Origin of the sequence: Pseudoalteromonas sp. S2755, from assembly GCF_005886535.1 — a bacterium.
In the GTDB taxonomy this organism is placed as follows: Bacteria; Pseudomonadota; Gammaproteobacteria; order Enterobacterales; family Alteromonadaceae; genus Pseudoalteromonas.
In genome coordinates this window covers 39,019-54,718 of record NZ_PNDS01000140.1, presented here as the reverse complement: position 1 = coordinate 54,718, position 15,700 = coordinate 39,019, and the positions used below count along the sequence as shown (strand labels likewise).

Here is a 15,700-nt window from a genome sequence, read left to right as displayed (position 1 = left end):
CTAGTATGTACGTGCTTTTGGAGGGAAGGCTTCACGAGTTGTAGGCGCAAAGTTTACTTCACGCTTAGTCATCGAATCAGACCCCGGGTGATGAACTGAGTGGCACAGCCAGTTCTCATCGTCACGCTCTGGGAAGTCAAAACGTGAATGTGCACCACGACTCTCTGTACGGAAGTTAGCGGCTACTGCTGTCGAGTACGCTGTTTCCATCAAGTTATCTAGTTCTAAACACTCAATACGTTGCGTATTGAACTCAGATGACTTGTCATCTAGACGAGCATGCTTAAGACGCTCGCGGATTTCCTTAAGCTCTTTAAGGCCTTCAGCCATTGCATCGCCTTCTCTGAATACAGAGAAATTAAGCTGCATACACTCTTGGAGGTCTTTTTTAATTTGTACTGGATCTTCACCTTTCCCAGCTTCAGACGACTCCCAGCGATTGTAACGTGCGAACGCGTTATCAACATCATCTTTTGATGCCTCACCGCTAGACTCGAAGTTGTTTAGGTACGTGCCTAGGAAGTTACCTGCCGCACGGCCAAATACAACTAAATCAAGCAACGAGTTACCACCTAAGCGGTTTGCACCGTGTACTGATACGCACGCGATTTCACCTACAGCGAATAAACCTTCGATGATACGCTCATCACCATTTTCACTGACACTTAATACTTGGCCATTCACATTCGTTGGTACACCACCCATCATGTAGTGACATGTTGGGATAACCGGAATTGGTTCTTTAGCAGGGTCAACATGCGCGAACGTCTTAGAAAGGTCACATACGCCAGGTAAACGTAGGTTTAGCATCTCTTCACCAAGGTGATCGAGTTTAAGCTTGATATGCGTACCCCAAGGACCCTCACAGCCGCGACCTTCACGGATCTCAGTCATCATTGCACGTGCAACAACGTCACGACCAGCTAAGTCTTTTGCGTTAGGCGCATAACGTTCCATGAAGCGTTCACCATCTTTGTTCAGAAGGTAACCACCCTCACCACGACAGCCTTCAGTCACAAGCGTACCTGCACCTGCAATACCGGTTGGGTGGAACTGCCACATTTCCATGTCTTGCATTGAAATACCAGCACGCACCGCCATACCAACACCATCACCAGTGTTAATGTGTGCGTTAGTAGTAGATGCGTAAATACGACCTGCACCACCCGTTGCTAATACCACAGCTTTAGACTTGAAATAAACGACTTCACCACTTTCTATGTCAATCGCGGTAACACCAACGACGTCGCCTTTGTCGTTTTTAACTAAATCAAGCGCATACCACTCTGAGAACACATTTGTTTTGTTTTTCACATTTTGCTGATACAAGCAATGTAGTAATGCGTGACCAGTTCGGTCAGCAGCCGCAGCTGTACGTGCTGCCTGCTCACCACCGAAGTTCTTAGACTGACCACCGAACGGGCGCTGATAAACACGACCATTTTCAAAGCGAGAAAAAGGTAGTCCCATGTTCTCTAGCTCAGTAATAGCTTCAGGACCCGTTTTGGTCATGTATTCGATAGCATCTTGGTCACCAATGTAGTCTGACCCTTTAACCGTATCGTACATATGCCATTCCCAGTTATCCTCATGCGAGTTACCTAGCGCAACGGTGATACCGCCTTGTGCTGATACGGTATGAGAACGAGTTGGGAAAACTTTTGAAATAAGAGCACAAGTTTTGCCTGATTCCGAGATAGCAAGTGCCGCGCGCATACCCGCGCCGCCTGCACCGACTACAACTGCGTCAAATTCACGTACGTTATATTTCACTTAAACACCCCACAGAACAAACAGACCAATAGCTACGTAAGCTAGAGCCACAAGGTTTAATACAAAGCCAAGAATAGTACGAGTTGTTGAGTTCTTAACGTAGTCGGTTAAAACCTGCCACAAACCGATGCGTGTATGTACCATGATACATACTAGTGTGATCATCGTTGCTGCTTTCACAGCTAAGTTTGAGAACAACCCTGACCAAGCTTCATAAGTCAGTTCAGGAGTAATTAGAAGATAGCCTACGATGAATACCGCGTAAGCTAGAATAATTAACGCAGTTGTACGTAGTGACACGTAGTCTTGTACGCCATCACGCTTTAGAGTCGCTTGATTTAAGACCATATCCATACTCCAGCCAAAATTGCTACGATAACCCAAAGTGCTAGTGCAATCTTCGCGCTATTGTTGCCTGATTCTAATTCTTCCCAATGTCCCATATCCTGAATCATGTGACGGATACCACCGATGATGTGGTAAGACAATACAGTTAGGGTGCCCCACGCGATGAATTTCGCGATAAAGCCAGACATCAGTTCTTTTACAAACTCGAAGCCTTCAGGAGAAGAAAGGGATTCAGACCAAGCCCAAATCACAAAGGTCAAAGCGAAGAAGAAAGCAACACCGGTGACACGGTGAAGAATCGACGCTTTAGCCGTTGGCGGCATAGATATAGTCGTAAGATCTAGATTTACAGGTCTTTGCTTTTTCACAGTTACTTGCCCATCTTTGCCCACAAAGGAGCTCATCTACTTGTTTTTATGAAACCCACCTACATATTGCAAATGTAGGTGGCACACTCTAGATAAACCAATTAGGACACCAAAAAGTTCACTCGAGTGTAAAAATTGATGTAAAAATAGGTTTACCCACAGACGATACGGTATAAAACCGTTGACAGTATATAAGGCTATGCGCCCTTTTACAATTCTTGTTTAGATAGAGACGCTTGCGAATTAGCGAATGGTCTAATATTTAATCGCCGTAGAATATTTATTATACATTTATGCATAAATCACAGAAAAATTGACTTTTAACCTAGGTTATAAGTTAGAATGATCTGAATTTGCTTAACATTAGTATCACAACATAACAATCAGAATATTGTTATTAAATAGGAGACAAATAGATGGCAGATAAAAAAGCCACAGTCCATATTGATGGTCACGATCCGATTGAGTTACCAATTTACGAAGGTACAGCTGGACAAGACGTAGTTGACGTTCGCTCTTTAGGTGCTCACGGCCTATTTACGTATGACCCAGGATTTATGTCGACTGCCTCTTGTGACTCGTCTATCACTTACATTGACGGTGCCAAAGGTGTACTGCTTCATCGCGGTTATCCAATTGAGCAACTTGCTGAAAATTCTAACTATATTGAACTTTGCTACCTATTATTAAACGGTGAATTACCAAGCGAAGAACAACTAGCTGAGTTCTCAGATGAGATCACTCGCAACACAATGATGCACGAGAAAATTGCTGCGTTTTTCCAAGGCTTCCGTGTAGATGCACACCCAATGGCAATGCTATGTGGTGTAGTTGGTGCGTTATCTTCGTTCTACCACTCAGATTTGGACATTTCTGATGAAGATCAACGTATGCGTTGTGCAATCAAATTAGTAGCTAAGCTACCAACGATTGCCGCAATGGCGTACAAGTATAACGTTGGCCAACCGTTCGTATATCCACGTAACGACTTGAGCTACGCAGAAAACTTCCTTCACATGATGTTCTCTGTGCCAGCTGAAGACTACAACGTCAGCCCGGTACTTGCTAAAGCAATGGATCGTATTTTCATGCTTCACGCAGATCATGAGCAAAACGCATCAACTTCAACCGTTCGTCTTGCTGGTTCTTCAGGTGCAAACCCTTACGCATGTATCGCAGCAGGTATTGCATCACTTTGGGGCCCTGCACACGGTGGCGCAAACGAAGCATGTTTAACTATGCTTGAAGAAATCGGCTCTGTCGACCGTATTGACGAGTACGTTGCAAAAGCAAAAGATAAGAACGATCCGTTCCGTCTAATGGGCTTTGGTCACCGCGTTTATAAGAACTTTGACCCACGTGCGACAGTAATGCGTCAAACGTGCCACGAAGTACTTAAAGAGCTAAACATTCAAGATCCACTGCTTGACGTTGCAATGAAACTTGAACAGATTGCCCTAGAAGACCCTTACTTCATTGAGAAGAAGCTGTACCCGAATGTAGACTTCTATTCTGGTATCATTCTTAAAGCAATCGGTATTCCAACAAGCATGTTTACGGTTATCTTCGCGATGTCTCGAACTGTGGGTTGGATTTCACACTGGAATGAAATGCTTTCTCAACCAGGACACAAAATTGGTCGTCCGCGTCAGCTTTACAAAGGCTACACGTCTCGCGACTACAAAACACAAAACGACAGATAATCTCGTTATTGTGTTTGAAAAGGCCGCTTAATGCGGCCTTTTTTGTTTTAATATCGTCGCGTATTCGTTAGAATCGCGCAGCTCAATTAACTCAGGTACGTTATGACTGACATTCAATCTCTGCGCAACGACTTTCCAATTTTGAACAAACAACTTGATGGACAGCCGCTTTGCTATCTTGACTCCGCTGCAACTGCGCAAAAACCGAACAAAGTCATCGATGTCATAAAAACTTTTTATCAAGATGAGAATTCAAACGTACATAGAGGTTTACACACGCTGAGTGAAAACGCCACCGTTCGCTACGAAAGTGCCCGAGAAACAATTGCCAGTTTTTTAAATGTAGAAACACGAGAAATAGTATGGACCAGCGGCGCAACTGAATCACTAAATTTATTGGCTTATGGCCTGAGTGCATGCTTCAATTCAGACAGCGTCATTGCCATCAGTCCCTTCGAACATCACGCTAATATAGTGCCTTGGCAAGAAGCTTGTCAGCGTACTGGCGCAACTTTACTAGTGTTACCTATGTTAGACGGCGTCCTCGATGAGCAAGGCGCTATTGCGCTGTTAAAGCAGCATAAACCTGATGTGTTAGCGATGGGCCATGTTTCAAACGCACTTGGGAATATTCACCCAATTGAATCGCTCATCTCGGTTTGCAAGGCCATAGGTACTATCACGGTTATCGACGGCGCTCAGTCTTTACTGCATTTAAGGCCTGATCTGAAGGCACTGGATTGCGACTTTTATGTTTTTTCAGCTCATAAAGCGCTTGGACCAACAGGTGTCGGCGGACTTTATGGTAAATACCAGCAACTAAATGCGCTCCCCGTATACAAAACCGGCGGCGAAATGATAAGAGAAGTGAGCTTCGAGCGATCCAGCTATCGAGAGGCACCTGGTAAGTTTGAGCCCGGCACGCCCAATATTTCTGGCGTTATCGGTTTTGCTGCAGCGATAGATTATATAAACGAGATTGATCCCAGTGCACTTCAACGATATGAGCAAACGCTCTACCACGCCCTTTTAGAAAAGCTAAAACAGATTGAAGGCATCACGGTTTATGGCGATACACAAAACAATGTTGGCGTAGTCAGTTTTAACTATAAAAGCGAGCATCACTACGATCTTGCCACACTACTCAATACATACGGCGTAGCAGTCAGAAGCGGACACCATTGTACTCAGCCTCTAATGAAAATGCTCAAGGTTAACGGGACAGTGCGTGCAAGTTTGGCTTTTTATAATAACCAAGATGATATTGAGCATTTTATTAATGCGTTAAATGCCACAATAGAATTATTAGATTAAACTTATGAATATTGAACATATCACAAAAAAATTATCTGAAAGTCATGGCTGGCAAGCCAAGTACCGTGAAATTATGCTGCTAGGTAAACAACTTCCAGCGCTTCCTGATGCGCTGAAAGTCGACTCAGCGTTAGTGTCAGGCTGTGATAGTAAAGTTTGGCTCTATCTGGATTTAGATGAAAACGCGCAGCAGCTCGTACTCATTGCTGACTCAGATACGCGTATTGTCAAAGGATTACTTGCAATCATCATTGCAGCGTACGCAAGTAAAACGCCAGAGCAAGCAAGTCAGTTTAATGCTTATGAACTGTTTGAGTCGCTTGGATTAATTGCTCACCTAAGCCCATCAAGAGGTAATGGTATACGTGCGATTGTTGAACAGATCCAAGCAAAGGCGGAGTTATTAAAATAAAGTGATATAAGGTGCTCGAACGAGCACACTTATTCGCTGTTTTTGTTTTGTTTATCTAGGTACTTGCGTATTGCTTTGGACGCCGCAAAAAAACCAAAACTCCCGGTTACCATAGTAGCAGAGCCAAACCCGGTCGCGCAGTCCATATTTTTCCCACCTTCAGCTTGTTGCTTTGCCTTGCACACGGTGCCGTCGGTACTTGGGTAAACGAGTTGCTCTGTGGAATACACACAATCCACGCCAAATTTACGTTTTGGATTATCGCTAAAATTATATTGTTTTCTGAGAATATAACGTACTTTTGCCAGCAGCGGATCATGGGTTGTCTTTGCCACATCCCCATATTGGATCTGGCTCGGATCGGTTTGACCACCTGCACCTCCTGTGGTGATCACCGGTATTTTATTACGCTTACAATGCGCGATTAGCGCCGCTTTCTCTTTAACTGCGTCGATACAGTCGATAACATAATCAAAGCCTTGAATGTAATCTCTAATGTTATCTAACATCAAAAAATCATCGATCAAGGTAACTTCACAATCTGGGTTAATAGCAAGACAGCGATCTCGCATTGCTTCAATCTTTTGCATGCCGATACTTTCGCTATGAGCATGTAACTGGCGGTTAATGTTAGTTACACAAATATCATCCATATCGATAAGCGTTATCTTACCTACGCCCGTTCTCACTAGCGCTTCTACAGCCCAGCTGCCAACGCCACCAATACCAATGACACAAAAGTGTGCTTTACTTAATGCTTCTAACTCGGCGTTACCGTATAACCGACCAATGCCGCCAAATCTTAGTTCTCTATTCGAATCCGTCATGTTACCACTCTAATTGACTTGGATTTTGCCAACTTGCAAAGATTTCATGTGCCAATAAATGGCCAAATGCACCCTCACCTTCAGGCGCCGCTTGATAACGTTGATGGTTACCTTGCCACTCAAATTCAAGGCAAAATGCGTGAAGATACGTTCTATCAGCAGGCTCTCCACTATAGGCTAAATCACCTAAAATTGGCGCACCGATACTTTTTAGTGCCACGCGAATTTGGTGTGTTTTACCGCTAAACGGTTTAACGATACAAGCGCGTAGGTTGCTCGCAACAGAGCATGAATAAAATCGAGTCACCGCAGGATTTAGCTTAGTTTTAACCAGTTTATAAGTGCCTCTACGCGACTTAGCCATATCACCTTTTATCCAGCCTTGCTTTTTCTTCGGTTTAGCACTGACTAACGCCAAGTAAAATTTATCTATTTTTCGGGCGGAAAACAGGCTCGTCAACTGCTTTGCAGCCTCGCTAGATTTCGCTAAAAGAATGAGTCCCGATGTGACTTTATCAAGGCGGTGAACCGCAAATAAGGGATAGCCTAATTGCTCCGTCAGTAAGGCAACAAAACCTGCACCATCCTCACTATGGAAGCTCACACCTTGAGGTTTGTATGCAACTACATAGTCTGCCTCGTCTGCAATGAGCTTATACTTTTCCATTCAGTATCTCTTGAACTCGTGCCAAATCTTCGGGAGTATCGACTCCTGCATGCACTGGCTTAGCCGCTTTAGCGACCTTAATTTTGTATCCATGATACAGCACGCGTAGCTGCTCTAGTGACTCTTGCAACTCTAGCGGTGAAACACTTAGCGATAAATAGGTTTGAATAAAGCCCGCACGATAAGCATATATGCCAACATGACGTTTAAAGTGACTCACTGGAATGTTATTTTTGTCGAGCGTTAACATACTGTCGCGCTGAAACGGAATAGACGAGCGAGAGAAATACAGTGCGTTGTCTTGAATATCAGACACCACTTTCACCGCATTCGGATTTAACACCTCTTCTACATCTTCCACATCAACGCACAAAGTCGCCATCGGTGCATCAGAATGATGCAGTAGTGCTGCCACTTGTGCGATGTTATCAGGCTCTAACAGTGGCTCATCACCTTGTACATTGACCACCAAGGTTTGTTCGTTCAGCCCCAGTTGTTCAACAACTTCGGCGAGTCGCTCAGTACCAGATTGATGATCTTCACGCGTCATAAGCACATTATCAGTGAAGTGTTGCGCTGCCTCAAATACCGCACTGTGATCGGTTGCGATATAAACCGCTGCAGCGCCAGATTGAATCGCCTGTTCGTAAACACGCTGGATCATTGGTTTGCCGCCGATATCAGCAAGCGGTTTACCAGGCAGCCGGCTTGAAGCGTAACGCGCCGGAATAACGACTACGAATTCCACTGCTCAACCTCATCGCTGCTCAGCTCGCGCGCTTCGTTTTCCAATAACACAGGAATGTCGTCTTTAATTGGATACGCAAGCTTAGCTGCTGTGCTGATCAACTCTTTGTTTTCTTTGTCATATCTCAATTTGCCTTTACATACTGGGCAGGCAATTATTTCTAGTAATTTGGTATCAAAGGCCATGATAAATCTCTTTCTTTTTAAGTAAATTTAATACCGCTTTTTCAAGCGCTGATGTAGGTTTGGCATCTACTTTGAGGTAATACCAATTATCTTTTGCAAATGTGCGACACTTTACCGCATCTTTCTCTGTCATAAAAATAGCGCCGTTATCGATTTGCGAGAAGTCGGACGCTTGATATGGATGATGGTCCGCAAAATGTAGGCTTTCACTCAGAACAATCCCCCTATCTCGTAGCGTATTTTCAAATCGCACGGGATTGCCGATAGCACAGACTGAAGCACCAGCCATTTCAATATTGGATGCTGGACTATCATCTGTAACACGAAAAAAACCAACCGCCTCTAGCGTATAGGAGTAACTTTCGCACCCACCATTATATACGGCAAGATCGACACTCTGAATACGCTTAGGTAACTCCCTAAGGGGCCCTGCTGGCATCCACAAGCCATTCCCAAAGCGCCGTTCAGCATCAACAATACAGAATTCAATATCTCGCGCCAATTTATAGTGCTGTAGCCCATCGTCGCTGACGATGATGTTTACATCGCTACTATCCAATAATTTCTCAATACTGGCTTGTCTATCAGCACCAATCATCACTGGGCATTTCAATCGTTTGGCGAGTAAACAAGGTTCATCACCGCCCTCTTCCGTTGAGGTCGCTTCAGTGACCAAAAACGGGGTTGAGCTAGGTTTCGCACCGTAGCCTCGACTGATCACCCCAACCTTAAAACCAAGCTTTTCAAGAAAAGGGACTAACCAAAGCACAAATGGCGTTTTGCCATTACCGCCCACACTGATGTTACCGACAATAATAACCGGAACAGGCGAGCGATACGCGGAGCAAAAACCGAGTTTATAAAGCCCCTTTCTTATCGAGCTAATAAGCCCGAATATCAGGCTTAACGGAAGCAATAATAGTGTTAGTATGCCCGCTTTTTTATACCAACTTTGCTCTATTTTTGATGCCATTTATTGCTCACCAAACTGCATTTTGCAAAGTGCATGATAAACCCCTTCCTGCGCGACCAATTCAGCATGCTTGCCTTGTTCGATGATCTTGCCTTTATCTAGCACATAGATGCAGTCGCAACGCTCGATTGTCGATAACCGATGGGCAATTACTATGGTTGTCTTGTCGGCCATTAGCTCTTCTAACGCTTGTTGGATCAAACGCTCAGATTCCGTGTCTAGTGCTGATGTGGCTTCATCTAAAATGAGGATTGGTGCATCTTTTACGATAGCACGCGCGATGGCGATACGTTGTCGTTGTCCGCCAGAAAGCATCACGCCATTTTCACCAACAACAGTATTTAGGCCCTCAGGAAGATCTTTAACAAACTCCCAGACGTGGGCTTGTTTTGCTACTTTTTCGAGGGCTTCTTGCGATAAGGGTTGCTTTAACGAGTACATAATATTGTTTGCAATGGTGTCGTTAAACAACACCACTTGCTGCGACACGATGGAAAACTGCGCGCGTAGATCCGCAAGCTGGTAATCATTTATATTCGTACCATCTAACTCGATTCTGCCCGCTTCAATATCATAGTAACGCGGTAAGAGATTAGAAATCGTTGATTTTCCTGAGCCACTTCTACCAACCAACGCAATGCTCTGCCCAGCTTTGATTTCAAGGTTTAATGACTCAATTACCGGATCGTTTTTAGATGGATAAGTAAAGGTTAAGTCTTTGACTTTTAGGTTACCTTGAGCACGAGATAAAGACTGCGTGCCAGTGTCCTTTTCTTTTTCAAGATCAATCACCGCAAACACACTTTTCGCTGCAGAGATCCCGCGTTGTAAGTCGCTATTCACATTGGCAAGTTGTTTTAAAGGACGCAGCATCATCATCATAGAGGTGATCAAAGTGACAAAGGTGCCCGATGAAATTTTATCTACCATAGAAGGCATTGCGACAATCGCGAGTATCACCGCCATTGCGCTCGCCGCTATGATTTGGATGATAGACACGCTCAGCGCTTTAGTCGCATCCATTTTTACGCGTTGCTGGCGATTATGATTATTAACTTTAGCAAAGTGAGAGATGGTTTTATCTTGACCACCAAACCCATGAATAACTTTATGACCCGCCATCATTTGCTCAGAGCTTTTCGTCACTTCTCCCATCGCATCTTGAATATTCTTGGAAATTTTCTTAAAACGCTTGGACACCACCGTAACTATCACCGCCACGATTGGTACCACAACTAAGAAAATAAGCGAGAGCTGCCAACTTGCATAAAACATCGTGATAAGTAAGAAAAACACAAATGCACCTTCACGGATCAGCACTTGAAGCGCCTTAGTGACGGCTTGCTGTACTTGCTCTGTGTCAAAAGTGATTTTTGATATCAGTTCGCCATTAGAGTGTTGATCATGAAACGACACGGGTAGATACAACATGTGTTCAAATAGTTGCTGTCGCAAAGTGCGAACAACCTGAGACCCAACATAAGACAAGCAATACGATGCCATATAGTTAAATATACCGCGACCAATAACTAACGCGATGACAACAAAGGGCGCTAGTTTTAGTACATCGCGATTGCCTGCAGTGAGACCCTCATCGATAAATGGATCCATTAAGGCAACGAACGAAGCGTCCATCGCAGCGTACCCTATCATGCCAATTACTGAAAATACGGCAGCGAGTTTAAAGTCTTTTACATAGCTAAATAATCTAGCGTAAATCTGCTTGTCGGTTGGTTGCATTGCCAGCCTCTACTTTTCTATATGGCATTATTGTAACTTTCAAATCGTTAAAACTGAATGGATTATCTGAGAAACCAGTAATTTTCCACTTCTCGAGCTCGTTCAACTGTGATTTCTTGAGCAAAAATTGAGATCTTTATATGGCCATCTAAGGCGGTATCCAATAGCGTGCTCCCTACTCTTTGGTATCTTTCAATCACGTTCTCATTGGGAATTTTCCAAGGCGAATAAAAGGCACGAGAAAATATCGCAATATCCGGGTCAACTGCTTGAATAAACTGCTCGCTTGAAGAGCTGCCACTACCATGGTGTGGAACCAGTAAAATGTCGGCTTTGAGTGCTTCTTTTTCTAGAGTAAGTAACTTAGCTTCAATGACTTTCTCAATATCTCCTGGTAATAAAAGCGTAAACTGCCCATCAGAGATACGAACCACACAAGAGTTATTGTTGTCATTGTTCGACATTTCTTGAGGCCAGATCACAGATACCTCTAGTCCCTGAAATTGATGCATTCCTAGCACACAACTATCAGCAACACTTGCTGGGTGAAAACGCTGTAACGACTTCCCGCCATCAAAAGCAATGAGGTCGTCAACGCCACCATTATGGTCACCATCGTTATGACTAATGATGGTATCTTGCAGCGTAATTCGATTATTTAAAAGATAGGGTTTGATCACAAACTCGAACATCGAAAAATAACCAAAATACTTAGCCCCCACATCATAGAGCAGCCCTTTGTTATCACGAGAAACTAACACTGCCGTTCCGTGACCCACGTCAAAGATATCGATTTGCCATAGTGGATAAACTCGAAATTGATACTGAACAAGGAAAAATAATACAGGTAATAAACCGAGATAATCTCTGAATAAAAAAAGCAACAAAGCACTTAAGTAGCTGGTTATGAGAAACACGGACGAAACGCTGGGTATATCTACCCAACTTAGAGGAGCGCTTTGCAACAGCTCAAAAAGAGCCACTAAACCATTATCAACTAAGTGAAGTGGAAGTTGCCAACCAATAGCGTGCAACGCAGTAACATGAAGCAGTAGTAGCGGAAATACAACCACAGAAATCAACGGGATCACCATGATGTTCGCAACCAGTGAGATAATACTCGCACCAGAAAAGAAATATAGGTTAAGTGGCAACAGGCAGATAAATAACGCAAGCTGCAACTTAATTAACGCAAGCAGTTTTGCACCTATACCTCGACCAACTTTTGTCACTAACGTTACGATGATAGCAACCGCAAAAAAGGAATAATATAAACCAGGATTAAGTAGCGAAAACGGGTCTACCGCCAAGACGATTGTCAACGCAACCGTTAACACTTGAAGCGCTTTAAGTCGCACAGCAAAGAGGTAACAGGCAACCCATACCATTGCCATGATCACAGCTCGAGTCGCCGATACACTGTAGCCGCAGAGAATGACGTATCCAAAACACAACAGTAATGCAAAAACTAAACACCACTGATGCAAGTTGGCTGCCTGGGAGATTATTACCGGGATACAATACAGCACGACTTTTATCAGCAAAAACGCGATGGCAAATACCATCCCGATATGCAGCCCTGAAATCGCTAACAAATGGCTCAAACCTAGACTTCTAAATTGTGTTTTGTTTTCAAAGTCGACTTTGCTTGTATCGCCGGTTAACAAAATATAATACAGCCAAGCATAACTGAGCCCGTTTAGCTTTTTATCTATGAATAAGCGGTAGTTATTTCGCCACGTAGTGTCCTTCACTACCAAATTGATTGTTTTGATGCTGCCCTTAAAATACATGTGCTTTCTAAACGCATGCAATTCAGCGTTAAAAAGTCCGATATTAACTCGGCTACGATAACGCTTAAGCTTTACCGTAAACTCAATGTGGTCGCCAACTGTCAATATAGGCGCTGATGAGTCACGATAAAGCTTTGCATTTACCGTACGCCAACGCGCAAACTGATAGCCGTCAACTTGCTCTAGCTGTACCTTTAACGCTTCACCAATCACAGAATTATCAACCTCAATAACTTTACCCGAAGCAGTTACAGGCTGCGATTGCCACATTTCTGGTGTTTTTAACTGATAAAAAACAAAGTAATGGCTAAGAACAATGGAAATCCCTAAAATAAACCCTGCCAATATAGGACAAAAAAGCTTAGAATAGCGGCCCATGAAGTAGAGGAATATGCTTATTGCGGCTAATCGCCAATTGTCGAGAAGAAATACCGCACTGAAGCAACCCAGAATTATTCCAAAACATATCAGAATCCAAGTAGATGGCAGCTGCAAATGGCGAAAAAAACGATTCAACGCTTTTTACCTGATCATAATAAAATCAAACAACAGAAATCATTAAAAATCTTTGGTAAGTTACTGCATGATGCCAACCTCTGGCATTTAAACCGGCGCTCAGCACGCGGCGCATTTTCGGTGGGGCTATTTTTCGCATTCATCCCTGTTCCTTTTCAAATGGTACTGGCAGCAGCACTAGCGATTCCATTTCGCGTCAACTTGCCGTTGTCTATTGCACTCGTGTGGATCACTAACCCACTCACAATGCCGCCTATATTTTATTGCTCATACTTAGTCGGTGTATTTGCTCTTGGCCAAGAACAACAACCATTCCATTTTGAGGCGAGTTGGGAATGGCTTGCACAAAGTCTGACAACGATTGGGCCTGCATTTATCGTCGGCTCTTTGATCTGCGCAACACTTGCCGCCATTGTCGGCTTTTTCGGTATCGATTACCTATGGCGACGCTCAGTAAACAAAGCTTGGCAAAGTCGCGGCCAAGACTAATATCAGTATAGTTAAGATTTATACAGCTTGAACTAAATATCGAATTGAACTTACCTATATTTCTTTTCACACATAAAAAAAGCCCTTCCGGGCTTTTATCGTCTAAATTGTACTCTAGGCTTTACGACGTCTTCTCAGCGCCACTAGTGGTAACGCGAGTAAACTAAGCCAAGACCAGCTTGCAGATTGACGCTCATATGTCTCTGCTTCAGGTGGTGTACAGTTTTCTGGTTCGCCAGAAATTGGGGTAAGTAGAACAGGTAAGCTTACCGATTCATACTCAGTCTCACCCTTACTGTCCTTCTCAATTTCACCCAACGTATTGCGTCTTTCAACCGTTTTGGTTGCAATCGCATATATCTTGTTGTCATCCGTGATCTTCACGGCCTCTGCAATGGTGTAGGGGAAAGAATCGCTCTTGCAAGGAAGAAGTGAATTTAAATTAACTAGTTTTTCTGCACCGATTTCATATAAAAACGCTTCGCGACGACGGTTAGAGCCACTCTTTTCTGTAACACCTTGGCCTACAACAAAGCCATTATTGTTGATATCTGTGATTGCTGTCGCCGAGCCCTCAAAGTATGCAGGCATCTCTTTAAATTCTGATGTTTTCGTATCAAAATAAAAACCGGTTGAGTCATAATCTCTTGAGCCATTTGATGACCGACCAAACACACCAACAATCGTGCCATTGTCATTTACATCAACTGCTTGGCTATACTCGATGAAGCTTTCAACTTCTTTGATGCGCTTGATTTCACCATCTTTATAATAAACAGCCTGTCCATATGGCAATAAATCATTATTACTTTGACGACGCACTCGGGACTCACCAACAGTTAAGCCGTCCGCATTAGTTGCCAAAGCCAAGCTTGAATAGGCTCGCTCATCATCTTCATCAGGTGTAAAGCCAAGCCCAAGATCGGTTGCGCTGACTAAGTTAAAATCGTTATCAAACGTCCACTTATACGCTCGAGTATGATATGGCGAGGTCAGCCTTTGAATACACACATCAACTGGCTCATCTACACCGTCACAACTGTCTTCTATATTTTCTGTTGCTCTTTGCGATAACGACGTCGAGCTTTGTCCCACAACAATATAGCCGCCATCTGCAGTTTGTTTGATATCAGTGGCGAGAGAAAAACCGCCGTATTCTGTAAAGGCAGGCTCTAACCTAATTTTCTCTCCAGCTGGTGTAACTAAAATACCTTTATTTCGCCAATCACGTACAAAGTAAGTTTCTTCTTCTGTTTCACCCTCAGGAGTAAAAGTTATCTTTTTAAAAGGTGCAGAGCCCCAGCCAACTATTGTCCCGTCTTCTGCGATGCTTGTAAGATAGTTAGTAACCGAGCGAGTAAGTCCTTCGTAATCAGGAGATTGTTCATCAAACACCACAAACTCTTCTGCGGTATTGTTGTTATATGTCAAAGAAATTGCTCTTTCAATTCTTTGATACTCTTGGCTAACTACTCTACTCGAATTCATAACATAAGACAGCATAAATGCATGAGCTTGAGCATTCGTATTAGCTGCATCATTATTTTGAATATCTTCTAGTGTGAAGGTGATTTCTTCTTCGATCAGCTCATACTGCTTTTTTGTACTGTCGTAATAATTTTTTAGTGTTGAATCATCGAAGTCGATATACGACACATCAATCTTTACACCAAATAAGTTGGAAGCGTGACCAATCACATCTCCAGCTTCATTAGCATCCGACACGTAGCTATATTTGCTATTATCATGTCTTGGTAATTCAGTTAACTGATAGGTGGCAGCGGTCGCCTGTTGTGAAAGGGCTACGGCGACACTCGCGGCTAAAAGTTTAAATTTCATTTTAA

15 protein-coding genes are annotated in these 15,700 nt (G+C 43.4%); 4 read left to right on the top strand and 11 right to left on the bottom strand.

What is annotated here, in order from left to right; translation table 11 throughout:
- Genes sdhA through sdhC form a run of 3 tightly spaced genes read right to left on the bottom strand, consistent with a single transcriptional unit; the run spans position 1 to position 2,489 of the window.
- Entirely contained in the window at positions 1–1,773 is a 1,773-nt protein-coding gene (gene sdhA, locus CWC03_RS20030) for a succinate dehydrogenase flavoprotein subunit (protein ID WP_138583373.1), read from the bottom strand.
- On the bottom strand, positions 1,774–2,121 hold the full coding sequence (gene sdhD / locus CWC03_RS20025; protein WP_138583372.1) for a succinate dehydrogenase, hydrophobic membrane anchor protein: 348 nt from the start codon (positions 2,119–2,121) through the stop codon (positions 1,774–1,776).
- A complete protein-coding gene (gene sdhC, locus CWC03_RS20020) occupies positions 2,112–2,489 on the bottom strand; it encodes a succinate dehydrogenase, cytochrome b556 subunit (RefSeq protein ID WP_125252744.1) in 378 nt (125 codons plus the stop codon). The genes sdhD and sdhC overlap by 10 nt, the downstream gene beginning before the upstream one ends.
- 416 nt (positions 2,490–2,905) lie before the next feature.
- Here sdhC and CWC03_RS20015 point away from each other — a divergent pair, with 416 nt between their 5' ends.
- The 3 genes from CWC03_RS20015 (at position 2,906) to CWC03_RS20005 (ending at position 5,918) form a co-directional block, all read left to right on the top strand.
- Complete coding sequence (locus CWC03_RS20015; protein ID WP_010371472.1) at positions 2,906–4,192, top strand: citrate synthase; 1,287 nt, start codon at positions 2,906–2,908, stop codon at positions 4,190–4,192.
- A gap of 102 nt (positions 4,193–4,294) precedes the next feature.
- Positions 4,295–5,506, top strand: coding sequence for an aminotransferase class V-fold PLP-dependent enzyme (locus tag CWC03_RS20010; protein WP_138583371.1), 1,212 nt, complete (start codon positions 4,295–4,297; stop codon positions 5,504–5,506).
- 4 nt (positions 5,507–5,510) lie between these two features.
- Positions 5,511–5,918, top strand: coding sequence for a SufE family protein (locus CWC03_RS20005; RefSeq protein WP_128728237.1), 408 nt, complete (start codon positions 5,511–5,513; stop codon positions 5,916–5,918).
- Positions 5,919–5,947: 29 nt separating this feature from the next.
- Here CWC03_RS20005 and tcdA read toward each other — a convergent pair whose 3' ends face one another.
- The 7 genes from tcdA to CWC03_RS19970 form a co-directional block, all read right to left on the bottom strand.
- A complete protein-coding gene (tcdA, locus tag CWC03_RS20000; RefSeq protein WP_138583370.1) occupies positions 5,948–6,745 on the bottom strand; it encodes a tRNA cyclic N6-threonylcarbamoyladenosine(37) synthase TcdA in 798 nt (265 codons plus the stop codon).
- Between the two features lies 1 nt (position 6,746).
- Positions 6,747–7,412, bottom strand: a complete 666-nt coding sequence (locus CWC03_RS19995; RefSeq protein WP_138583369.1) for a TIGR01621 family pseudouridine synthase — start codon at positions 7,410–7,412, stop codon at positions 6,747–6,749.
- Positions 7,399–8,160, bottom strand: a complete 762-nt coding sequence (kdsB, locus tag CWC03_RS19990) for a 3-deoxy-manno-octulosonate cytidylyltransferase (protein ID WP_138583368.1) — start codon at positions 8,158–8,160, stop codon at positions 7,399–7,401. The genes CWC03_RS19995 and kdsB overlap by 14 nt, the downstream gene beginning before the upstream one ends.
- Positions 8,148–8,345, bottom strand: a complete 198-nt coding sequence (locus CWC03_RS19985) for a Trm112 family protein (RefSeq protein ID WP_010371492.1) — start codon at positions 8,343–8,345, stop codon at positions 8,148–8,150. Before CWC03_RS19985 ends, kdsB begins: the two co-directional genes overlap by 13 nt.
- Entirely contained in the window at positions 8,335–9,318 is a 984-nt protein-coding gene (gene lpxK, locus CWC03_RS19980; RefSeq protein WP_138583367.1) for a tetraacyldisaccharide 4'-kinase, read from the bottom strand. The genes CWC03_RS19985 and lpxK overlap by 11 nt, the downstream gene beginning before the upstream one ends.
- The gene (gene msbA, locus CWC03_RS19975; RefSeq protein ID WP_138583366.1) at positions 9,319–11,058 is read right to left on the bottom strand and encodes a lipid A export permease/ATP-binding protein MsbA; all 1,740 of its coding nucleotides are present in this window, start codon (positions 11,056–11,058) and stop codon (positions 9,319–9,321) included. It abuts the gene before it with no gap.
- 62 nt (positions 11,059–11,120) lie between these two features.
- Positions 11,121–13,346 carry a DNA internalization-related competence protein ComEC/Rec2 gene (locus CWC03_RS19970; protein ID WP_249314090.1) on the bottom strand — a complete coding sequence of 742 codons (2,226 nt, stop codon included), beginning with the start codon at positions 13,344–13,346 and terminating at the stop codon, positions 11,121–11,123.
- Between CWC03_RS19970 and CWC03_RS19965 the strand changes: the two genes are divergently transcribed.
- A complete protein-coding gene (locus tag CWC03_RS19965; protein WP_138523862.1) occupies positions 13,347–13,856 on the top strand; it encodes a DUF2062 domain-containing protein in 510 nt (169 codons plus the stop codon).
- Positions 13,857–13,970: 114 nt separating this feature from the next.
- Here CWC03_RS19965 and CWC03_RS19960 read toward each other — a convergent pair whose 3' ends face one another.
- A complete protein-coding gene (locus CWC03_RS19960; RefSeq protein ID WP_138583365.1) occupies positions 13,971–15,695 on the bottom strand; it encodes a DUF3466 family protein in 1,725 nt (574 codons plus the stop codon).
- Positions 15,696–15,700 lie beyond the last annotated feature (5 nt).